The sequence below is a fragment of the Saccharospirillum alexandrii genome, assembly GCF_004000275.1.
Taxonomy (GTDB): Bacteria; Pseudomonadota; Gammaproteobacteria; order Pseudomonadales; family Natronospirillaceae; genus Saccharospirillum; species Saccharospirillum alexandrii.
The window spans coordinates 390,586-411,903 of the sequence record NZ_RCIP01000003.1; the positions used below are offsets into that span (position 1 = coordinate 390,586).

Sequence of the window (21,318 nt, forward strand, 5' to 3'; positions counted from 1 at the left end):
GGTTGGTGGCTACCGGTTGGTTAAGGTTGATACCCGGAGGCCACCGATGAATTCATTGAGGCAAAGACTACCGATTAATTGTTGTGCTTGTAAACAATTTATTTTTAATCATATTTCGCGATAAGCAACAACCGCCTTGGAACAAATCGCTCTATAAAGGGCTCTAACCTAGGTTTATTCGGGCCCACACTGCTACTCAGAGTGAATAAGGCCTTCCAAGATTTACGCTATTTATGTTGATAAGCACAACAATATATGACATAAACAACACAGACTTTACTCGGTGCCTGACGGCGCCGATGGAACACCGGCACGACCCACAAATACAACAAGATACAAAAGAGGTTACCAAGATGCGTACTACCGGATTTCTTGCCACCCTGACCCTCAGCGCCGCGGCGCTGGCGTTTGCCACTCAGGCCACTCACGCCGAAAACCTGCGCCTGGCTCCGGGCACGCCACCGGCTCACCCGGGCCACACCCCCTTGTTTACCAGCTTCCAGGACCAACTGGCTGAAAAAACCGGCAACCGAATGACCGGCAACATTCTGGGCACCGAAGTGGCCAACCTGGGCAACATGCGCAATGCCGTAACCAGTGGCCTGGCCGATGCCGGCATGTTCCTGCCCGCTTACTTCCCGTCAGACTTGCCGGAAATCAATCTGGTCGGTGACCTGTCTTTCCAGGGCACCAACTCCCAGGCGATGGGCGCCGCCATGACCGACTACATCGTCAATTGCGCCGACTGCCAGGAAAACCTGAAAAGCCTGGGCATTGTGTACACCAGCAGCCACGCTTCCGACCTCTACCAGTTGCTGACCACCGAACCGGTCAGCGACCTCGACGACATGCGCGGCCTGCGCTTGCGTGCAGGTAACCCGCAGTATGCTCGCTGGGCCAGCGCCATGGGTGCTTCGCCTTCCAACACCTCGGTTGGTGAAACGTTCGAAGCCATTTCCCAGGGCATTCTCGATGGCACCATCGCGTCGTCGGCCGATTTGATTTCGTTCCGGCTCGACGATGTGATCACCCACATCACCACCATTCGCCTGGGCACTTACCATTCCACCATTTCTCATGCCTTCGGTCGCAACAGCTGGGCCCGCCTGAGCGAGGCGGACCGCAAAATGCTGGCCGAGTCATCCAGTCTGTCGAGCGCACTGGCAACGCAGCGCTGGGCGCATGAAATGCCTGCAGAAGCCGAAGCACTGGCGCGCAGTGAAGGCATCGAGTTTGTTGAACCCAGCCAGGAGCTGCTGGATGCAACCGCCACCTTTGTGGTCGACGACATGGCTCAGGTGATCGCCGATGCCGAATCCCGCTATAACCTGAACAACGTGCCAGCCAAGCTGGAACAATTCACCACCCTGGTCGATAAATGGACGGCCATTGCCAACGAACTCGACAACGACCCGGAAGCCATCGCCGAGCGAGTGAATGAAGAAGTTTGGGCCAAGGTCGACTTCTCCACTTATGGTGTTCAATAAGGTTCCCCTGTTCTAACCTTGTCTTAAGCAGTTGGCGGCGCACCCTCAGGTCGTCGCCTTTTTTTTCACTTTCTATCAGGACGTGAGTGACTTACACGATGTCGATCACCGGATTAAATCGCCTGGCCGATCAGTTGTCCCGGGCGTTGGCGTTACTGGGCACCCTCGGCATTGCTGCCATGCTGATCCATGTTACGGCGGATGTGGTATTGCGCAGCACCTTGTCGTATTCCATTCCTGCCACGCTGGAAATTGTCACCCGCTATTACATGATCACGCTCGCCCTACTGCCGCTGGCCTGGGTGGAACATCAGCGCAATATGATCGCGGTTGAAGCCGTCAGCGATATGCTGGGTGACCGCTTCAAAGCCTGGACGGATGTGCTGGTCGCGGTTATTTCATTGCTCATTTATTGTATTTTCATGGTGGCGACCTGGACCAAGGCCGTCGAACAATTTGAACGCGGTGCCTATATTATGTCGCTCGATTTCCCGATGCCGGTCTGGCCAACCTATTTCGTTATTCCCACATCATTCGCCCTAGCCTGTCTGGTCTGTCTGATTCGACTGGTGACGACGCTCTCGGCCAACTCATCCCCCAACGCTCCGGAGTAAGGACTCACCATGTCGGTTGAAATCGGTTTTTACGGTCTGGTTGCTCTGTTGGTGTTGCTGGCCTTGCGGGTGCCGGTGGCACTGGCGTTAATGGCGGTCTCGCTTGGCGGTGTGACCTGGATGATTAACTGGGATGTGGCCATCGGCATGCTCGCCGGCACACCCTATGATTTTGTGGCCAAGTGGACGCTGAGCGCCGTGCCCATGTTTTTGCTGATGGGCTTCGTCAGTTACCACGCGGGCCTGACTGCCGGGCTGTTCAATGCGGCCAAGGTGGTGTTTCGCTGGCTACCGGGAGGCCTGGCGATTTCCAGTATTTTTGCCAGCTCGGGGTTTGCAGCGGTATCCGGTTCGAGCCTGGCCTGCGCAGCGGCCATGGGCCGTATTGCGATTCCGGAGATGGTCAACAGCGGCTACAAGCCGAGCTTTGCCTGCGGCACCATCGCCGCCGGTGGCACCATTGGCGCGCTGATTCCGCCCAGCATTCTGATGATCGTCTACGGCGTGTTTGCGCAGGTATCCATTACTCAGGTTTTTCTCGGTGGCATCACCATCGGCCTGCTGACTGCTCTCAGTTACACCATTGTTATTTTGCTGGTCAGCTGGCGCCGGCCCGACATCGTGCCGCGCAAGGCTGAGGGTGCTTACGATTACAGCCCGGCCCAGGCCATTCGCGAGATATGGCCGGTGTTGTTGCTGGGGTTGATGGTCTTCGGCGGCCTGTTCAGTGGCTTTTTCACGGCGACTGAGGCCGGTGCCATCGGCGCGGCTGGCGCGATCATTATTTCTGCGGTATTGGGCAAGCTAAGCTGGGGGCTGATTCGGACGTCATTACTGGAAACTCTGTCGACCACGGCGTCGTTACTGATCATTGGGGTGGGCGCCAGTATGTTTACGGTCTTCCTCAGTCTGAGTGGTTTAGCAGGGTTCATTTCCCAGGCGGTCTCGGGCTGGGACCCGACCTATCTGCAACTGATGCTGGTGGTGGTGCTGATCTATCTGTTCCTCGGACTTTTTATGGAACCCTTCGGCGCCATGCTGGTCACGCTGCCGATTCTGATGCCGATTTTCGAGCAATACGACATCAGCCTGATCTGGTTTGGCGTGTTGCTGGTAAAACTGCTGGAGATCGGGATGATCACGCCGCCGGTAGGCATGAACATCTTTGTGATACGAGGTGTAGCCAGCCAATACGCAAGCCTGGTCGATATTTTCAAGGGCGTCAGTACCTTTTTGGTGGCCGACCTGGTGGTGGTAGCACTGGTTATTTTTTTCCCGGCGATTGTGTTAGTGCTGACGGGCAGTTGAGGCTAGTGCCAAGAGCTTGCACCGGACGCTGGTTTTGCCCTTTCTGGGTCTACTACGGTGCAAATCGCTCGTGCTGGCCACCGGGTATCCCGATCCGGGGTCGGCGTTAACCCATCCATGGGGCCTAGACCACAACATCCATGTTGTGGACTTCCCCGGATCGGGATACCCGGCAGCCAGCACTTAGTATTGCGTGCTCGGTGGAGTGCGCAATATGAACTGTGAAACGTGAAATGGTAATATGGATGCTTTGTTCCCTGGCGGGAACGAATTTACCCCCGACGCTGGCATACCAACAGGAGCCCCGATGACCCAGGACACCCAAAAAATAGATGCCACACTGCTCAACAGCCTGGTGGGTTACCGGTTACGCCGGGCGCAGCTTGCCTATTTCGAGAATTTCACGGCAACCTGCACCGAACAGGGCGTTACACCGGGTCTGTTTGGTATTTTGTGTGTGGTTCGGGATAACCCGGGGCTGACGCAAACCGCCGTGGCCAATGCCATTGATACCGATCGTTCGGCCATGGTGTCGGCGGTCGATAAATTGGAAAAGCAGGGGTTGATCGAACGCCGCNCCACCCCGAGGGCTGAACACCGCCCTACCACCCGGTCAGCCCATACACGACCGCACCTACCAGCGTAGCCAGCCCCACATGGCCACTGAACCGCAACGCGGCCAGCACCGACACACTCCCCGCGAGCATACGCAGCGTTGATCCGAAGGGTTGTTCAGGCTGCCAGAGCCCGACCAGCGACAGCACGATCAGGGCGGTAATTGCGGTCACTCCCAGGGCGCTGAGCATCAGCCTCAATCGCGATGGGTGTTGAGACAGGCCAGACCCAGTAACCAGTGGCAGAAAGCGCATCAGAAAGGTACCCGCTCCGGCCAGCAGAATCAGCGTCATAAAATTCAAGACTGCGCCTCCCGATTCAGCCCAACCCAGGGGCGGATCAGCGCACCGCCGACCATACCGATAATCATCGCCACATGTCCGGGCAACCAGAGCAGTGACAAGCCGGTTAACACGGCACTGATGGCGATCACCGGCCAAAGGGCACGCTGAAAGGCCTGCCCGAGCAAGGCAATGAACAGGGCTGGCAGCACAAAGCTGAGCGCCTGACCTATTACGCCCTCATCGCCCTCCAGTCCCGCGCCCAGCATAACGCCGAGCACGGTACCTAAAACCCAGGAGCCATAAGCACCCAGCCCCACGCCCACGCACCAGACCGGCGGCAGTTTGCGCCGCGTGGCTTCAGACATCGCCGTGGCGAAGGCTTCATCGGTCAGGCCAAATGCCAGCAACGGCGACCATCGCCCCGGTTTGCAAGCCAGCTGCGCCACCAGGGCCGGGCCATAGAAGACATGCCGCACATTCAACAGCAGAACGGCTGTCAGTGCCGTCAGCCCGCCGGTGCCAGCCGCGAGCAGGCTGACCAGAATGAACTGGGCGGCACCGGCAAACACGATGATCGAAATGGCCATGGCCTGCCAGGGCGCGAGGTTCGCCTGCAACGCGACCACGCCAAAGGAGAACGCCATGGGCACGTAACCGATGGCCAGCGAAGCGCTGGCACGCAGGCCAGCCAGGAAGTGCGACAGTTGTGAGGCTGAATGGTCAGACACGGTCGTTTCCGGGGGTAAAGTCAGATCGCTTTGTATCGAAGGTATCGCCGACACTCAAGCATAAAGTGACGGTGGGCTGTAACTGACAGCTTCCGGAAGAAGTTCACACGGGTGACTATCAGCCAGTGTACAGCCCGCCTGCGCTCCGCTAATCTGTACGGCAATTCCCTTCCCAAACCGTGTCAAAAAGGATTTAACATGATCGCACTGGTCATCGGCCTGGTTATATTTCTCGGCATGCATTCCACCCACATTTTGGCTCCGCGATGGCGCGAATCGATGATTCGCCAGATGGGTCTGATGCCCTGGAAAGGCTTGTACAGTTTGCTCTCGTTGCTGGGCTTTGGCCTGATCATCTGGGGCTATGGCATGGCCCGGCTCGAACCAGTCTGGGTCTGGTTCGCCCCCGGCTGGACGCGCCACCTCTCGGCACTGCTGATGATACCCGCCTTTGTTTTTCTTGCCGCCGCCTATGTGCCGGGCAATCGCATCAAAGCCCGGTTTGGCCACCCCATGATACTGGCGGTAAAAACCTGGGCCATTGCCCATTTAATCGCCAACGGTACGCTGGCTGACATTCTGCTGTTCGGCAGCTTCCTGGCCTGGGGCGTGGTGTATTTCATTCATGCCCGCCGTAAAGATCGGGCAAACAATACCCAATACCCGGTCAAAAGCGCCAAATGCGACGTTTTCGCCGTAGCCGGGGGCCTCATCGCCTATGTTCTGTTCGCCTTCTGGGCTCACCAATGGCTAATCGGCGTTCCGCCCTTCGGTTGAGTTTTCTACAGCGCCAGTTTCGGAGTTCGATTTGATTCTGCGGTATTGGCCCGCACCGGATACCGGGTATACCTCTGTGGGGTCGGCGTAAATCCGTCCATGGAGCCTAGGCCGCAGCATCCCTGCTGCGGACTACCCCACAGAGGTATACCCGGCACCCGGTGCTAGTCTCCTCGGCGAACACCGAAACTTGAGTTCTACAAGCCCCAGCTTCTCAGCAGACCCCCAGACAAACTGGTAAACTAACCGTCTAATTCTTTAAAGCTCACATTCAAAGGCAGGCACCATACTAAGTGGCGGTGACCGGGCTGACCTTTCCGGGGAAGTCCGCAGCAAGGATGCTGCGGTCTAGGCCCCAGGGATGGGTTTATGCCGACCCCGGAAAGGTTAGCCCGGTTGCCGACACGAACGATTGCCTCCGTAGCGAGCGACACCCTCAGGACATAGCCGATGATGCAATCTGACGATCTCCACCTTCACCTGCGTAATTTGGTGGTGGGCGACTACCCCCAACTCCAGAAACTGATGGACCGGGTATACGACGATATTGGCGGTGCCTGGCCGGAAGACACGATTAACCGGCTGATAACGGATTTTCCGGACGGCCAGATCGCCATTGATGACGATGGTGAACTGGTCGGCGTGGCGTTGAGTGTGCTGGTGGACTACACCACCTTCTCCAACCCGCACAAATACGACGACCTGATCGGCCAGCGCGAGATCATTCTGAACAACACCAGCGGCGATGCCATGTACGGGCTCGATGTACTGATCGACCCGGATTACCGGGGGCACCGCCTGGGCCGTCGGCTTTACGACTCGCGCAAGGAGTTGTGCCGGCAATTGAACCTGCGTGCCATTTTGGCCGGTGGGCGCATTCCCAATTACCACGAACATGCCGACGAGCTGAAGCCGACGGAATACATTGAACAGGTCGCCCGCAAGGAAATACACGACCCGATTCTGTCGTTCCAGCTGGCCAACGATTTTCAGGTAAAACGCCTGATGCGGCGTTATTTGCCGGAAGACGAGAAATCCCTGGGCTTCGCTACCCTGCTGGAGTGGAACAACATTCTCTATGAGCCGGCCGACCGGGTGCTCGATAACACCCGAAATCATGCCCGGGTTGGCGCCGTTCAGTGGCAAATGCGGGAGTTTGCGTCCGTTGAAGACGTATTGCAGCAAGTTGAATACTTCGTGGATGCGCTGTCGGGCTACCAGAGTGATTTTGCCGTCTTCCCAGAATTGTTTAACGCCCCGCTGATGGGCCTGACGGATCAGACCGATCAGGTCGAGGCGATTCGCTTTCTGGGTACCTTTACGGAACGCTTCAAGACCGAAATGAGCCGGATGGCGGTCAGCTACAACATCAACATCATCGGTGGCTCCATGATTGAGGCCGATGAAGATGGCTACCTGTACAACATTGCCTACCTGTTCCGGCGCGATGGTACCCAGGAGCGACAGGCCAAGCTGCACATTACGCCTCAGGAACGGCGCGACTGGATCATTGAAGGTGGCAATGAACTGGCGGTGTTCGACACCGATGCCGGGCGCATTGGCATGCAGGTCTGTTACGACGTTGAGTTCCCGGAGCTGAGCCGGCTGCTGGCCGATGATGATATGGACATCCTGTTCGTGCCGTTCTGGACCGATACCAAAAACGGTTACCTGCGCGTGCGCCATTGCGCCCAGGCCCGGGCGATTGAAAACGAGTGCTATGTGGTCTTGTGCGGCAGCGTGGGCAACTTGCCATCGATCGAGAACCTCGACATTCAGTACGCCCAGAGCGCGGTCTTCAGCCCGTCGGATTTCGCCTTCCCGCACGATGCGGTGCTGAACGAAACCACGCCCAACACCGAGATGATTTTCTTCTCGGATCTCGATTTCAACAAACTGAAGCTGGTGCGCAGTGAAGGCTCGGTTACTAACCTGAAAGACCGGCGCAAAGACCTGTTCAGCTTGACGCGGCGGAATCCAACTTAAACCTCAAGATTCGGAGTTCGAATTGGTTACATAGCATGGAACCCGCGACGGCCACCTGGGATGCTCCTGCGGGGGCGCCGTGAATACTTCCATGTAGGCTTAACTTCGGGATATGAATCCCTTCCATGGGATTCACCCTTCGGGCTCGCTGCGCTCATGCTAAAACGCTCCTGGCGTTTTAGTCCATGCCTCAGATACCCCCGCAGGAGCATCCCAGGCAGCCGTCGCTAGCCTGGAGCGCGAACTCCGAATCTTGAGTTAGACAAAGTCGACTCTTGCATTAAACGCCACAACAACCCGGTCTTTGCTGCCGAAATAAGGCAGGGCAGAGTGCTTTAAATAAGATGGAAAAATCACCACCTGCCCGGCGACAGGCTGAATGTCGTAAATACCCTGCCCGTTCAGATAGAGACTGCCCGCATCCAGAAAATGATCGGCATTGACCCTTGGGTCGTAAAATCGGTTTACGCCGCTGCGCCGGTCGAAGTCGGTATCGCCCGCATCGAGGTAGTAGATACCGCACCAGGAGCAGTTGGGGTGGGAGTGGGCATCGTGGTAGCCGCCCGTCTGGGTAAGGTGGTACCAGCTTTCGGTGATGGTGGCTTCGGCGCTGGCATCCTCAGGCCAGTGGCCTTCGTTTACATAGGCGGCGATGTCCAGAACCAGTGACGATAACGCCTGGTTGAGTACCTGCACGTCGAGGTCGTCGCTATCGAGAAAGTCCAGCTCGCTCTCGAATAGGTGTTGCTTGGCGCCTACCGCGACCTCACTGGCGACGGCCGTTTTGTGCTGGGCGTGATGGCGGTAGATGTGTGAAATCAGATGGCTGGCAATCAGTGAATGCTCGGCCAGGGTTGCGATGAACAGTTCGCTGCCCCATAGAGGAATCGGTTCGATCGTCGCGGCATCATCTGAACTGGCAACGGTAGTGGTACTTGGTTGGGAGTCTTGGCTCATGACAAACAGGCCCGATAGTAACGTCTGGTTGGCACCAGTGTACGGCCAGGGCCCCGGCCAGACAAACGTTGCAGGCTGTTGCGTTGCGGGAACGAAGCGGTCGACCCTGATCGGCCCGCCCGTGTTACTCTGAACCTATTGTAAAACCCCAATCCGGAGATTTGAATGAACGCTGTTACCCAGTTGCTCCAGTCCCACCGCTCTATTCGCGCCTTTACCGACAAACCAGTTCCGCAGGAACTGGTTGAAGATCTGATCCGTTGTGGCCAGGGTGCTGCGACCTCGAGTTTTATTCAGACGACGACGGTCATTCAGGTCACCGACCCGGAAAAGCGCGCCAAGCTGGCTGAATTGGGTAATAACCAGAAATACATTAACGAAGCGCCGGTCTTTTTCGTGTTCTGTGCTGATATGAACCGCCACAAGCAAGCTTGCGAAATGCACGATGCTCCCATGCTGAGCGGTTTTACAGAGCAATTCCTAACCGCGTCGGTCGATGCCGCTCTGTTTGCCCAGAATCTGGTCGTCGCAGCCGAATCCCAGGATCTCGGCATCTGCTACATCGGCGCGTTGCGCAATAACCCGGAAGGCGTCAGTGAAGTCCTCGGCCTGCCCGATCTGGTCTACCCGGTGTTCGGCCTCTGCATCGGCTACCCGGACCAGAACCCGGAGGTCAAACCCCGGCTGCCGGTCTCGGTTGTGCTGAAGCAGAATGGTTATGAGCCAGACGATGTGGCCACGGTAAAAGACTACGACGAACACGTCCGCCATTATTACGCGACCCGCAGTGGCAATCCGAAGAGCCAGAGCTGGAGCGAACAGATCTCAGGCATGCTACAAAAAGAAGCGCGACCACACATGTTGCCGTTCTTGCAGAAACGTGGGTTTTTGTTGAAGTAAGATGCTTAACCAACCTTGGCCCGGCTTGCTGTCGGGTTTGGGGCTGCTAGTGCCATGAATCAGAAATTCTCGGGATAATAGGCGACGGTAACAACGCTTACTTTTGTGCCAATCGGACTGCCGGGTACGTCTACTGGGGGCACGCTGTAAATACATCCCTGTAAGCTCGCAGCCCGCGTCCATGCGGTCTGACGACCCCCAGTAGACGCACCCGACAGTCCTTAGATCATCCGTGGTTGAACTAGCTAGAATGTCTGATTCATGGCACTAGCGATCAGACTCCGAGCCTTACCTACACGTATCTACACCATCCACAACACCATTTCTTGCGGCTGCTCCAAAAGCGCTTTCCAGTCATTGCAGAAACGAGCAATGGTACCGCCGTCCAACACACGGTGATCACCAGACCAACTAACCTGGATAATGTCCCGAATTTCGAGTTCATCATCGTTGTTGGGTCTTGGCAGGCGTTGCAGGCGACCGATACCCACAATCGCCACTTCGGGCGCATTGACGATGGGTGTGGTGACGGTACCGCCAATGGAACCGATGTTGGAAACGGTGATGGTGCCGCCTTTCAAATCATCCGGGCTCAATCGACCCGATCGACCAGCCTCGGTCAGGCGTTTTATTTCATCGGCCAGTTCCAGCAGGCTCAGGTTTTGAACGCCTTTGATGTTTGGCACCAGCAGGCCCATGGGTGAGTCTACCGCCATGCCGATGTTGTGATCGGCAAACTGGTGAATCTCATCGCCAGCATCGCTCATGTGACTGTTTACGATTGGGTGGCGCTTCAGTGCAACCGAGAGGCTTTTGATGAACAGGCTCATTACGGTGAGCTTAACGCCCTGGCTTTCCAGTCGCTGGTTCAGCGAACGGCGCAGCCGGGTCAGTTCGGTGACGTCGATTTCTTCGGAATAGGTGAAGTGCGGAATGGTCTGGGCCGAGTGCGTCATCTGCCGGGCCATGGCCGCGCGCATGCCCTTGACCGGGATGACTTCGACGTCGCCCTTGCCTGCCGGTCTCGCTTTGGGTTTGGCTGAGTCCGCCGGTTTGGCTTTGGGTGCCGGTTCGCCTTCCAGTTCGCCCAGAAAACGCAGCATGTCCTCTTTCAAAACCCGGCCATTCTTGCCGGATGCCGGTACATTGCCCAGTTCAATATCATGCTCCCGGGCGATGCGCCGTACCGCAGGAGTTGCCAGTACCTTGCGCCGGTTTTCATCGGTGCTGCTGATGCTCTGGCGTGTTTGCGTCACCGCTTCCGGTGCCTTGGGTTGGGCGACCGCCGGGGCGGTGGGTGCATGACCTTCGTAGTCGCTCAGTGCAAGCCGGAACAGGGGTGAGTGCACTTTGGCGATCTCGCCTTGTTCGACGTAGCGTTTTACGACGCGGCCTGCGTGTTTGGCAGGAATCTGCACCAGGGCTTTGTCGGTTTGCACATCGGCTACCGGCTGATCTTCGGTGACGATATCGCCCTCTTCGACCAGCCATTCAACCAGTTCGCATTCGACAATTCCTTCGCCGATATCCGGCAGAATGAAATCTTCTTCGTAATCGTTTTGCGTTACGGGTTGAGCTGTCGGTTGTTCGGCCCCGGGGGTTTCCGGCTTTGCCTTTTCATCCATCTTATTCGTTGAAACGGACGCTTCGTCTGCGATCTCGAGCGCGAACAAGGGCGCATGTACTTTCGCTATCTCGCCCTGCTCAACGTACCGTTTCAACACCCGGCCCGCGTGCTTGGCGGGAATTTGCACCAGTGCCTTGTCGGTTTGAACGTCGGCCACCGGCTGGTCTTCGACCACGGTGTCGCCTTCTTCAACCAGCCACTCCACCAGTTCACACTCAACAATGCCTTCGCCGATGTCCGGCAGGATAAAATCTTCTTTCATGGTCCTGCTCCTTAATAATTCATCGTGGCGACAATGGCTTCGAAGACCTTGGTCTCGTCCGGCATGTATTCAGCCTCGTGAGACAAGGGATACGGCACATCGAGCCCGCAGACACGACTCACCGGAGCTTCGAGAGACAAGAACGCCTGTTCCTGAACGGTGGCGGCGATCTCGGCACCAAAGCCATTGGTCAGCGGGGCTTCGTGGGTAACAACGAGACGGCCGGTTTTTTTCACCGAGGCGACCACGGCGTCTACATCCCAGGGCAGAATACTGCGCAGATCGATGACTTCGCAGTCGATGCCTTCTTTCTCGGCTCGCTCGGCAGCCTTGCTGGCCACTTCCATCTGGGCGCCCCAGGCGAGCAGCGTGCAATCCTGCCCTTCGCGAACCGTTTCAGCGACGCCAATGGGCAGCTCGTAATCCTCTTCGGGAACATCACCCACCGCCGCGCGATACAAGCGCTTCGGTTCAAAGAAGATCACCGGATTGTCGTCACGAATCGACGCCAGCAACAACCCTTTGGCCTGATGCGGGTTGCGCGGCACGACGATTTTCAAGCCGGGGGTATGCGCAAAATAGGCTTCCGGGCTTTGCGAGTGATAGTGCCCACCACGAATTCCACCGCCATAAGGCGTGCGTATAGTCAGCCCACCGACGTTAAATTCATTACCGCTGCGGTAACGGAACTTGGCAGTTTCGTTAACGATCTGGTCAAATGCCGGAAAAATATAATCTCCGAACTGAATTTCAGCGATGGCCTTGTGCCCCTGCGAGGCCAGGCCATTGGCGAACCCAATAATCCCCTGCTCGGTCAGCGGCGTATTGAAACAGCGCGCCCGGCCGAACTTTTCCTGCAAGTGACTGGTCGCCCGAAACACCCCGCCGAAATGACCGACGTCTTCGCCAAAGCAGACGACCTTGTCGTCTTTTTCCATGGCGGTGATCAGGGCGTTGTTGATCGCCTGCAACAGATTCATCTGACTCATGCGTCCAACCTCCCTGATGTTTTTGGATACTGATCCGGGTATTTGCGCATGTGCGCTTTCAGCTGTTTCAGTTGCTGACGCAAATGCGGTGTGGGTTCGTCGTAAACGTCGGTAATCAGATGATCGATCGTCGGCACCGGCCGCTTCTCGGCGGCTTTCATCGCAGCCAGAATGTTGGACCGGTGTTCGGCGTAGAGGGTTTTCTCCTGCTCATCGCTCCACCAGCCCTTGTTCGTTAGCCAGTGTTTGTAACGCAGAATCGGGTCTTTTTTGGCCCACTGGGCTTCTTCGTCTTTGGAGCGATAACCGGTCGGGTCATCGGACGTGGAATGCGCGCCGAGCCGGTAGGACATGGCTTCGATCAACACCGGTGCATTGTGCTCCAAGGCATAGGCCCGCGCTGCAACCGTCGCCGCATACACAGCCAGCAAGTCGTTACCATCAACACGCAACGTGGCAATGCCATACCCAATACCGCGCGATGCGACGCCATCGCCACTGAACTGTTCGGCCGAGGGCGTTGAAATTGCATAACCGTTATTTCGACACAAGAAGATCGTCGGGCATTTCAGCACGGCCGCCATATTCAGGCCGGCATGAAAGTCACCCTCACTGGCCGCACCTTCACCAAAATAACAGATGGTGCAGGCATCAATACCGTCGAGCTTCTGGCCATAGGCATAACCGGCGGCTTGCGGAATCTGGGTACCGAGGGGCGAGGAAATGGTGTTGTAATTCAGCGCTTTGCTGCCGTAGTGAATCGGCATCTGGCGGCCCTTGCCAAGATCGCGCTCGTTGGAAAAGCACTGGTCCATAAACTGGTCGACACTGAACCCCCGGTGACGCAGAGCGCCCTGCTCCCGATACTGGGCAAAGATCATATCCTGAGGCTTCAGCGCACCCGCACTACCGACACTCGCGGCTTCTTCACCCAGCGAGGCCAGATAAAACGGAATACGACCCTGGCGCTGCGCCCCAACCATGCGTTCATCCAACACCCGAATGAACACCAGGTCGTCATACAGCTTCAACGCCATCTCTTTATCAAATTCAGGCTCCTGCGCCCCCTTATACAAGGTGCCGTCCTGCTTCAATACTTTAAAGGTGGGGATATCGAGGGCATCGCCCAGCACAAAGCCTGGCTTATGGATGCTTTTACTCATAGGACCCATTCCTGTTCTTATAGTTTGTTAACATTCAGACCGCCTTTTGGGCGCTCCCGCTCAATGTTCTATTTTTGCCAGGGGATCACCCCGGTTCTGGTTAGCTTAGGGGCTAATCGTTTGGTTGACAGCCACGTCTGTATTGATGGCATGAGTTACCCTGTTGGGCTGGGTTTACGGTTGTGGCTTTGGGCCGCGATGGGCGCCGGGTACAGCCTTGGCGGGTCGCTGTAAATACATCCATGTAAGCTCGACGGTCACCATCCATGGTGACCGACGCCCCGCCAAGGCTGCACCCGACACCCATCGCTGGTCTTGGGTGGTTAAGCCAAAAAAACCATCGAAAGATGAACCCAGTCTATCCATATCTTTTAGTCATTATTATTTGGCCGGATCGAAACCACATTGGCAGCTTCAGGGGTGTTGGGTATGCCTTTTTCGGACCGTTAGATCACATGGATGTGATCTTCGAGCCCCCATGGAGGGGTTTACGGCGTGTCCGCAAAAGGCATACCCAACACCCCGCCCAAACCTCCCAGGCCGCTCAACAACGTGCCACGGACCTCAACCCATAGCCTGGTTAACCTTGGAAGGCACGGGCTTGCCTAGCCTTTCAAACAACCACCGACCTGTAGCCGCCAGTTCCTCAAGATCGACGCCGGTATCGAAGCCCTCGTTTTCCAGAAGGTAGACCACCTCCTCGGTGGCGACATTGCCGCTGGCCCCGGGCGCATAGGGGCAGCCGCCGGCACCGCCGACGCTGCTGTCGAAGGTGCGGATGCCGAGGTCGAGGCCAGCCATGATGTTGGCGGCGGCCATGCCGTAGGTGTCGTGACAGTGGAGCGCCAGTTGATCGGCGTCGTGTTCGGCCAGCAGCGCGGTGAGGACGGCTTTGATTTGGCGTGGCGTGCCGCGACCGATGGTGTCACCCAGGCTGACTTCGTAGCAGCCCAAATCGAACAGGGCGCGGACAACGGGCAGCACCTGCGCCGGGGTGATTTCGCCTTCGTACGGGCAGGCGACCAGGCAGCTGACGTAGCCGCGTACGCGGACGTCGGCGGCCAGTGCCTGTTCTGCTACCGGCTTGAAGCGGGCCAGGCTCTCTTTGATGGAGCAGTTGATGTTTTTCTGACTGAAGGTCTCGCTGGCGGCCCCGAAAATGGCGATGTCTTTCGCGCCGCAGACCCGGGCGGCTTCCCAGCCTTTCAGGTTGGGTACCAGCACCGGGTAGCGTTCGACATTGTTCAGGTCGAGCCCGGCCAGAACCTGATCGGTTCCGCCCATTTGCGGGACCCATTTGGGCGAAACAAAGCTGCCTGCCTCGACCGTCGTTAAGCCCGCCTCGACCAACCGCCGAATCAGCTCCAGCCGGTCAGCGACCGACAGGGGCGTCGATTCATTTTGCAGGCCGTCACGCGGCCCGACTTCAACGAGATTTACCGCGGGTCGGCTCATGCGGCGGCCTCCTCTTCAGGGTCCACTACAAACAGCACCTGGCCATCGTCGACCCGATCGCCGACCACGAGTGAGCATTGCACGAGAGTGCCGTCTACAGGGGCAGTCAGGGTGGTTTCCATTTTCATGGCTTCCATCGACAGGATCTTGTCGCCGCGTTTTACCCGGGCACCTGCCTTCTGGTGTAAGGCGGTCACCGTGCCGGGCATTAATGCTTTAACCTGTCCATCGCCGCCCTGGCCATCCTCATGAGCGGCCTCAGCCTGCCACCAAACCTGGTGCCAGCGACTGTGGCCGTCGTCTACTTCAATGCCGGTAGCATCGGGCCAGGCGTCCAACTGACAACGGCGCTGACCTTCTCTGCCTTGCAGGCGGAAATGCGCACCACCCAGAAGCTCGACAGTAACATCACTCAGGGTCAGCGTTTCAGAGGCGCAATGCGCTTGCCAGACGCCCTGGTGCTCGGTGACCGCGCATTGCTCAGTTTCGCTGCGGTTGTACAACCAGCGCCGTTGCTGAAACCGGCGCCAGCCGGAAAGCCGCTGCCAGGGGTCGGTGTGTGTGGCATCTCGCTGGTTCTGCACCACGCTGGCGGCCAGGGCCGACCAGCAAGCAGGTTGGTCTGGCTGGCGTTGCCAAAGGTCTCGGTGAGCTTCGATCCAGTGGGTGTGGATGTTGAAATCGGCGACATCGGTGGCAGCGCAGAGGCGGCGCAGGAAGTTCAAATTCGTCGTAAGGCCGACCAGTCGGGTTTCAGCCAGCGCTCGGTTCAGGCGGGCCAGGGCTTCGTCCCGGTTGGCGCCGTGCACGATCAGTTTGGCAAGCATCGGGTCGTAGAAGGGTGACACCTCGCTGCCACTTTCGATGCCGGTATCAACGCGTACACCCGGGCCCTGAGGCCAGACGACGTGGCTGAGGGTTCCGGTGGTCGGGCGGAAGTCCTGATCCGGGTCTTCGGCATAGAGACGCACTTCAAAGGCGTGGCCCTTTGGAGTCGCAGGGCGCTCTTCCGGTAAAGACTCGCCTTCGGCAATGCGCAACTGAAGCGCGACCAGGTCGAGCCCGGTAACGCATTCGGTGACCGGGTGTTCGACTTGCAGGCGGGTGTTCATTTCCAGAAAGAAGAAGTCACCACTGGCGTCGACGATGTATTCGACCGTGCCGGCGCCAACATAGCCGATGCTCGATGCAGCCACTTCGGCTGCCTGCCACATGGCCTTGCGGGTGTCGTCATTGAGCGCGGGAGCCGGGGCTTCTTCGACCACTTTCTGGTGGCGCCGTTGCAGTGAACAATCGCGTTCAAACAATGACCAGACGTTGCCGTGCGTATCGGACATGATCTGCACTTCAACATGGCGCGGGCTAACCAGGTAGCGTTCCAGCAACAAGCGGTCGTCGCCGAACGCGTTGCGCGCTTCGCGGCGGGCGCTTTCCAGGGCATCGGCAACCAGCTCGAGTTTTTCAACCACACGCATGCCCTTACCACCGCCCCCGGCCGAGGCCTTTACCAGCAACGGGAAGCCGATGCGTTCGGCTTCTTCCAACAGGCGGGCATCGCTTTGGTCAGCGCCGTGGTAACCGGGAATCATCGGCACGCCTCGCGGTTCCAGCGTTTGCTTGGCGGCGGCCTTCGAGGCCATGGCACGCATCGCAGCAGGCGGTGGCCCGACCCAGGCGATGCCGGCTTCAGTCACGGCCTCGGCGAAGTCGGCGTCTTCCGACAAGAAACCATAGCCCGGGTGTACGGCATCGGCACCGGTGTCGCGTACGGCTGCCAGCAGGGCATCGCGATTCAAATAACTCTGGCTTGCTGTGGTGCCACCCAGGCAAATGGCGTGATCGGCTTCACGCACATGCAGGGCGTTTCGATCGGCGTCGGAATAGACCGCAACGGTTTCAATACCAAGGGCGCGAGCGCTGCGCTGAATGCGCCGGGCAATTTCGCCGCGGTTGGCGATGAGTAAACGGTGTATGCGTTTCATGAGGGTTCAATCCAGTTCGGGTTGCGCTTGTCGAGAAAGGCGGTCAGCCCTTCCTGGCCTTCGGCACCGACGCGTTGACGGCCGATGCGTTCGGCAAGCTCATCCATAAGTTCATCGTCGACCGGGCGCTGAGCAACGTCTTTGACCAGGGCTTTGGCCATGGCCTGGGCCTCGGGGCCACCGGCGGTCAGGTCGCTGAGCAGTCGCGACAGTTCAGCCGCCAGATCTTCTTCATCGACCACTTCGTGCACTAGGCCCATAGCGCAGGCCTGCTGGGCCGTAAAACGCTCCCCAGTCTGAAAATAGCGACGCGCCTGCCGTGCACCTATAGCGCCTACCACAAAGGGTGAAATCGTTGCCGGGGTTAACCCAAGCCGAACTTCGCTCAGTGCAAAAAACGCATTCTTGGTGGCCAGCACAATGTCACAACAAGCCAGCAAGCCAACGCCACCACCCATGGCCGCCCCCTGGGTAACCCCCACCAGCGGTTTGCGACAGGCATCGAGTTTCTGCATCAACGTCGCCAGTTTTCGCGCGTCGTCCCGGTTCTCGTTTTCGGTGCGGTCTTTCATCGCTCGCATCCAGTTCAGATCGGCACCGGCACTGAAATGTTTGCCTTTGGCTTGCAACACCAGAACTCTAACGGCGGGGTTAGCATCAAGTTCGTCGATCTGATGCGTCAGCTCAGCAATCAGTTCCGCACCAAAGGCATTGCGAACCTCCGGTCGATTCAGTGTCAGATAAGCGACTACGCCTTCGTGTCGAACAGTTAGTGCCTGCATAACAACTCCTGTCTCAAACAGTCTCTATTCGGAGGCCCACTGGACTGTATTGCCTTGGGTCCGTACCAGCCAGCGGATATACCGATCCGGGGCCGGGCGGGGTGCCGCCCACTCAACCCGTCCATGGGGCCTAGACCGCAGCATCCATGTTGCGGACTTCCCCGGATCGGTACATCCGCCGCCTGGCACTCACTTGGCTGCCGATTCCAAATTTAGGTCAATTACATTCTGAACACGCCATAGCGTGTTGGTTCAGTTGGTGCGTTACGACTGGCTGAGAGTGCCAATGCGAGCACGGCACGGGTGTCGGCCGGATCGATGATGCCGTCGTCCCATAACCGGCCCGTTGCGTAATAGGGATCGCCCTGAGTTTCGTACTGAGCCTGAATCGGTGCTTTGAAATCGGCCAACTCCGCATCGCTCATCGGCTCGCCGGCCGCTGCTTTCTGGTCGGCTTTTACGGTGGCCAAAACGTTCGCCGCCTGCTCACCCCCCATCACCGAGATACGCGCATTGGGCCAGGTCCACAGAAACCTTGGATCATAAGCGCGGCCGCACATGCCGTAATTACCGGCGCCAAAGCTGCCGCCGGTGATGATGGTGTACTTGGGCACTTTCGCGCAGGCCACGGCGGTGACGAGTTTGGCGCCGTCTTTGGCGATACCGCCATTTTCGTATTTCTTGCCGACCATAAAACCGCTGATGTTTTGCAAGAAAACCAGTGGGATGTCGCGCTGATTGCACAGTTCGATAAAGTGCGCGCCCTTTAACGCCGATTCTGAAAACAGAATGCCGTTGTTGGCGAGAATACCGACCGGCTGGCCTTCGATATGAGCGAAACCGCAGACCAAAGTGGCGCCATACAGGGCTTTGAATTCATCCAGCCTGGAGCCATCGACAATGCGCGCAATCAGTTCACGGGCATCGATGGGGGTGCGGGTATCGTCTGGGATCAGACCGTAGATTTCTTCGGCCGGGTAGGCCGGTGGCTCGGCGGGTTGCAGACCCCGCTCTGGTTTGGCGGGCCAGTTAAAATGACGAACGGCCTGGCGCGCCTGCACCAGTGCATGATCATCGTTGTCGGCCAGGTAGTCGGCGACGCCACTGGTGCGTGCGTGTACATCACCGCCACCCAGATCTTCGGCCGAGACTTCTTCGCCGGTGGCGGCTTTTACCAGCGGTGGGCCGCCGAGAAAAATGGTGCCTTGGTTGCGCACGATAATGCTTTGATCACACATCGCGGGAACATAGGCACCACCTGCGGTGCAGGAGCCCATCACAACGGCAAGTTGTGGAATCCCCTGAGCCGACAGGTTGGCCTGATTAAAAAAGATGCGGCCAAAATGTTCGCGATCGGGGAAGACTTCGTCTTGCAGTGGCAAATAGGCACCGCCGCTATCGACAAGATAAATACAGGGCAAACGGTTTTCGGCAGCGATAGCCTGAGCCCGCAAATGTTTTTTCACCGTCATCGGGTAATAGGTACCGCCCTTAACCGTTGCGTCGTTCGCGACAATCAGGCAATCAATACCTTCGACCCGGCCAATGCCAGCAATTACCCCGGCGCTGGGCACAGCGTTGTCGTAAAGGCCCCAGGCGGCCAATGGCGCTATTTCCAGAAAGGGTGACCCGGCATCCAGCAACCGTTCGATGCGCTCACGCGGCAGGCGTTTTCCTCTGGCCAGGTGTTTTGCGCGTGGTCCTTCGCCGCCACCCAGTTCAACCTGATGCAAGCGCTGTTGCAATTGATCTCGCAGCTCGCGGTTCGCTTTATCCTGTCGCTGAAACTGTTCGCCGCGCACGTCGATGCGCGATTGAATCCGGCTCATGCGCCACGCTCCTCAATGGATCGAACGATAAGTAAATTCTGAATGTCGCTGGTGCCTTCGTAGATCTTGGTGACCCGCACATCCCGGGCAATCTGCTCCAGCGGGAAATCACTCAGGTAACCATAGCCGCCCAGTGTCTGCAGTGCATCGGAACAGACTTTTTCGGCCATTTCACTGGCAAACACCTTGGCCATCGCCGCTTCCCGCAAACAGGGCAGACCGGCGTCTTTCAGCCGCGCCGCATGCCACACCAGTTGCCGGGCAGCTTCAATTTGCGTCGCCATGTTCGCCAGCCGAAAACTTACGGCCTGATACGTCATTAAAGGCTCGCCAAAACTGGTGCGTTCAAGTGCGTAAGCACAGGCCACTTCATGCGCCGCCTGCGCCATACCCACACACTGCGCGGCAATACCAATGCGACCACCTTCAAGATTACCAAGCGCAATCGAATACCCCTGGCCTTCCTTGCCCAGCAAAGCATCAGCAGGCAAAGCCAGATCGTTAAAAGTCAGCTGCGCAGTATCTGAAGCCCGCTGACCCATTTTCTCTTCAACCCGGCTCACTTCGTAGCCGGACAGATGCGTTGGCACGAGAAAAGCGCTGATGCCTTTCTTACCCGCCGCCGGGTCCGTCACCGCAAACACAATGGCAAGATCAGCAATCGCACCATTGGTAATAAACTGCTTGGTGCCATTGAGCACCCAGCCGTTGTCAGTTTTAGTCGCCCGGGTTTTCAACGCCGATGCATCCGATCCGGCCTGCGGCTCGGTAAGACAAAACGCACCCAGCTTTTCACCGCTGGCCAGCGGCACCAACCATTCCTGTTGCTGTTCCGCAGACCCAAACCCAAGCAGGGGTCCACACACCACAGAATTCATCACAGAGGTAATGGTCGACAAAGCGCCATCACCCCGGGCAATTTCTTCAACTACCAGCGCCAACGTCAGATACCCGGCCTCAACACCGCCAAGTTCTTCCGGCACGGTCAACCCATAAAACCCCTGCTGACCCATGACCCGAATCACATCAACCGGGTGCTCACCACTGCGATCCCACTCAGCCGAATGCGGTTTCAATTGCTCGCGCGCAAAGGCACGCGCCGCATCACGCATCATGATCTGAATATCACTTAACCCAAAATCGGACTGTACTGTCATGAAAAAGTGCCTGTCGTTTGAATCCAGTTTGCTTCGGTGCCGGGAGTTGATTTCCCAGGCTTCCCGGTTGAACCCTAAGCAATGCCAGGAGTCCGTGCTGGCCACTGGGTACACCTCTCCAGGGTCGGCGTGAACCCATCCATGGGGCCTAGACCGCAACATCCTTGTTACGGACTACCCTGGAGAGGTGCACCCAGCAGCCAGCACTTGCTAGGTGGTTTAACTCAATTCCTGTACTACAAACGCTTCTATTTTTTAGACGGTTAATGCAACCACCGTAGACCAGCTCTGGGGGTCGGGTGCGGTGCCGGCGGGCGTCGAGAGCCATGGATGGCTCTCGCCGAGCCTACATGGATGTATTTACAGCGTCCCGCCAGAACCGTACCCGGCCTCCAGAGCGACTTCTGCCACAAAGC

General features: G+C 57.7%; 18 protein-coding genes. 7 read left to right on the forward strand and 11 right to left on the reverse strand.

Annotated elements, in window-relative coordinates; translation table 11 throughout:
- Window positions 1-353: 353 nt before the first annotated feature.
- The 4 genes from EP166_RS15400 (at window position 354) to EP166_RS15415 (ending at window position 4,055) form a co-directional block, all read left to right on the forward strand.
- A complete protein-coding gene (locus tag EP166_RS15400) occupies window positions 354-1,487 on the forward strand; it encodes a C4-dicarboxylate TRAP transporter substrate-binding protein (protein WP_127558660.1) in 1,134 nt (377 codons plus the stop codon).
- Window positions 1,488-1,573: 86 nt separating this feature from the next.
- A complete protein-coding gene (locus EP166_RS15405; RefSeq protein WP_246026313.1) occupies window positions 1,574-2,101 on the forward strand; it encodes a TRAP transporter small permease in 528 nt (175 codons plus the stop codon).
- A 9-nt stretch (window positions 2,102-2,110) separates the two neighbouring features.
- Window positions 2,111-3,409, forward strand: coding sequence for a TRAP transporter large permease (locus EP166_RS15410; RefSeq protein ID WP_127558662.1), 1,299 nt, complete (start codon window positions 2,111-2,113; stop codon window positions 3,407-3,409).
- A 307-nt stretch (window positions 3,410-3,716) separates the two neighbouring features.
- Window positions 3,717-4,055 (forward strand): MarR family winged helix-turn-helix transcriptional regulator, encoded by a 339-nt coding sequence (locus tag EP166_RS15415; RefSeq protein ID WP_127558664.1) that lies wholly within the window; start codon window positions 3,717-3,719, stop codon window positions 4,053-4,055.
- On the opposite strand, the gene EP166_RS15420 is transcribed toward EP166_RS15415, so the two are convergent.
- The gene (locus EP166_RS15420) at window positions 4,012-4,317 is read right to left on the reverse strand and encodes an AzlD domain-containing protein (protein ID WP_246026322.1); all 306 of its coding nucleotides are present in this window, start codon (window positions 4,315-4,317) and stop codon (window positions 4,012-4,014) included. The two genes, EP166_RS15415 and EP166_RS15420, sit on opposite strands and share 44 nt — an antisense overlap.
- Window positions 4,318-4,322: 5 nt before the next feature.
- Window positions 4,323-5,036: an AzlC family ABC transporter permease gene (locus EP166_RS15425; protein WP_220432597.1), complete on the reverse strand. Its 714-nt coding sequence runs from the start codon at window positions 5,034-5,036 to the stop codon at window positions 4,323-4,325.
- 198 nt (window positions 5,037-5,234) lie between these two features.
- Between EP166_RS15425 and EP166_RS15430 the strand changes: the two genes are divergently transcribed.
- Together EP166_RS15430 and EP166_RS15435 are read left to right on the forward strand one after the other, a co-directional pair.
- Window positions 5,235-5,813 (forward strand): NnrU family protein, encoded by a 579-nt coding sequence (locus tag EP166_RS15430; protein ID WP_127558668.1) that lies wholly within the window; start codon window positions 5,235-5,237, stop codon window positions 5,811-5,813.
- Window positions 5,814-6,266: 453 nt separating this feature from the next.
- On the forward strand, window positions 6,267-7,799 hold the full coding sequence (locus EP166_RS15435) for a bifunctional GNAT family N-acetyltransferase/carbon-nitrogen hydrolase family protein (RefSeq protein WP_127558873.1): 1,533 nt from the start codon (window positions 6,267-6,269) through the stop codon (window positions 7,797-7,799).
- 258 nt (window positions 7,800-8,057) lie between these two features.
- Here EP166_RS15435 and EP166_RS15440 read toward each other — a convergent pair whose 3' ends face one another.
- Complete coding sequence (locus EP166_RS15440) at window positions 8,058-8,756, reverse strand: putative 2OG-Fe(II) oxygenase (protein ID WP_127558670.1); 699 nt, start codon at window positions 8,754-8,756, stop codon at window positions 8,058-8,060.
- A gap of 165 nt (window positions 8,757-8,921) precedes the next feature.
- On the opposite strand from EP166_RS15440, the gene nfsA reads away from it, so the two are divergent.
- A complete protein-coding gene (gene nfsA / locus EP166_RS15445; protein ID WP_127558672.1) occupies window positions 8,922-9,656 on the forward strand; it encodes an oxygen-insensitive NADPH nitroreductase in 735 nt (244 codons plus the stop codon).
- A gap of 302 nt (window positions 9,657-9,958) precedes the next feature.
- Here nfsA and EP166_RS15450 read toward each other — a convergent pair whose 3' ends face one another.
- The 8 genes from EP166_RS15450 to EP166_RS15485 form a co-directional block, all read right to left on the reverse strand.
- The gene (locus tag EP166_RS15450; RefSeq protein ID WP_127558674.1) at window positions 9,959-11,545 is read right to left on the reverse strand and encodes a dihydrolipoyllysine-residue acetyltransferase; all 1,587 of its coding nucleotides are present in this window, start codon (window positions 11,543-11,545) and stop codon (window positions 9,959-9,961) included.
- Between the two features lie 11 nt (window positions 11,546-11,556).
- On the reverse strand, window positions 11,557-12,534 hold the full coding sequence (locus tag EP166_RS15455; RefSeq protein WP_127558676.1) for an alpha-ketoacid dehydrogenase subunit beta: 978 nt from the start codon (window positions 12,532-12,534) through the stop codon (window positions 11,557-11,559).
- The gene (locus tag EP166_RS15460) at window positions 12,531-13,697 is read right to left on the reverse strand and encodes a thiamine pyrophosphate-dependent dehydrogenase E1 component subunit alpha (protein ID WP_127558678.1); all 1,167 of its coding nucleotides are present in this window, start codon (window positions 13,695-13,697) and stop codon (window positions 12,531-12,533) included. Before EP166_RS15460 ends, EP166_RS15455 begins: the two co-directional genes overlap by 4 nt.
- 564 nt (window positions 13,698-14,261) lie before the next feature.
- A complete protein-coding gene (locus EP166_RS15465; protein ID WP_127558680.1) occupies window positions 14,262-15,152 on the reverse strand; it encodes a hydroxymethylglutaryl-CoA lyase in 891 nt (296 codons plus the stop codon).
- A complete protein-coding gene (locus EP166_RS15470; protein ID WP_127558682.1) occupies window positions 15,149-17,134 on the reverse strand; it encodes an ATP-binding protein in 1,986 nt (661 codons plus the stop codon). The genes EP166_RS15465 and EP166_RS15470 overlap by 4 nt, the downstream gene beginning before the upstream one ends.
- A complete protein-coding gene (locus EP166_RS15475) occupies window positions 17,131-17,916 on the reverse strand; it encodes an enoyl-CoA hydratase/isomerase family protein (RefSeq protein WP_127558684.1) in 786 nt (261 codons plus the stop codon). Before EP166_RS15475 ends, EP166_RS15470 begins: the two co-directional genes overlap by 4 nt.
- A 221-nt stretch (window positions 17,917-18,137) precedes the next feature.
- Window positions 18,138-19,745 carry a carboxyl transferase domain-containing protein gene (locus EP166_RS15480; protein ID WP_127558686.1) on the reverse strand — a complete coding sequence of 536 codons (1,608 nt, stop codon included), beginning with the start codon at window positions 19,743-19,745 and terminating at the stop codon, window positions 18,138-18,140.
- Entirely contained in the window at window positions 19,742-20,902 is a 1,161-nt protein-coding gene (locus tag EP166_RS15485) for an acyl-CoA dehydrogenase family protein (protein WP_127558688.1), read from the reverse strand. The genes EP166_RS15480 and EP166_RS15485 overlap by 4 nt, the downstream gene beginning before the upstream one ends.
- Window positions 20,903-21,318 lie beyond the last annotated feature (416 nt).

Bases quoted from the DNA above. Each gene is read 5' to 3' on its own strand.
- EP166_RS15470 (WP_127558682.1), bottom strand. From the start codon at position 17,134: ATGAAACGCATACACCGTTTACTCATCGCCAACCGCGGCGAAATTGCC.
- nfsA (WP_127558672.1), top strand. From the start codon at position 8,922: ATGAACGCTGTTACCCAGTTGCTCCAGTCCCACCGCTCTATTCGCGCC.
- EP166_RS15465 (WP_127558680.1), bottom strand. From the start codon at position 15,152: ATGAGCCGACCCGCGGTAAATCTCGTTGAAGTCGGGCCGCGTGACGGC.
- EP166_RS15485 (WP_127558688.1), bottom strand. From the start codon at position 20,902: ATGACAGTACAGTCCGATTTTGGGTTAAGTGATATTCAGATCATGATG.
- EP166_RS15475 (WP_127558684.1), bottom strand. From the start codon at position 17,916: ATGCAGGCACTAACTGTTCGACACGAAGGCGTAGTCGCTTATCTGACA.
- EP166_RS15420 (WP_246026322.1), bottom strand. From the start codon at position 4,317: ATGACGCTGATTCTGCTGGCCGGAGCGGGTACCTTTCTGATGCGCTTT.
- EP166_RS15480 (WP_127558686.1), bottom strand. From the start codon at position 19,745: ATGAGCCGGATTCAATCGCGCATCGACGTGCGCGGCGAACAGTTTCAG.
- EP166_RS15435 (WP_127558873.1), top strand. From the start codon at position 6,267: ATGCAATCTGACGATCTCCACCTTCACCTGCGTAATTTGGTGGTGGGC.
- EP166_RS15410 (WP_127558662.1), top strand. From the start codon at position 2,111: ATGTCGGTTGAAATCGGTTTTTACGGTCTGGTTGCTCTGTTGGTGTTG.
- EP166_RS15455 (WP_127558676.1), bottom strand. From the start codon at position 12,534: ATGAGTCAGATGAATCTGTTGCAGGCGATCAACAACGCCCTGATCACC.
- EP166_RS15450 (WP_127558674.1), bottom strand. From the start codon at position 11,545: ATGAAAGAAGATTTTATCCTGCCGGACATCGGCGAAGGCATTGTTGAG.
- EP166_RS15400 (WP_127558660.1), top strand. From the start codon at position 354: ATGCGTACTACCGGATTTCTTGCCACCCTGACCCTCAGCGCCGCGGCG.
- EP166_RS15460 (WP_127558678.1), bottom strand. From the start codon at position 13,697: ATGAGTAAAAGCATCCATAAGCCAGGCTTTGTGCTGGGCGATGCCCTC.
- EP166_RS15430 (WP_127558668.1), top strand. From the start codon at position 5,235: ATGATCGCACTGGTCATCGGCCTGGTTATATTTCTCGGCATGCATTCC.
- EP166_RS15440 (WP_127558670.1), bottom strand. From the start codon at position 8,756: ATGAGCCAAGACTCCCAACCAAGTACCACTACCGTTGCCAGTTCAGAT.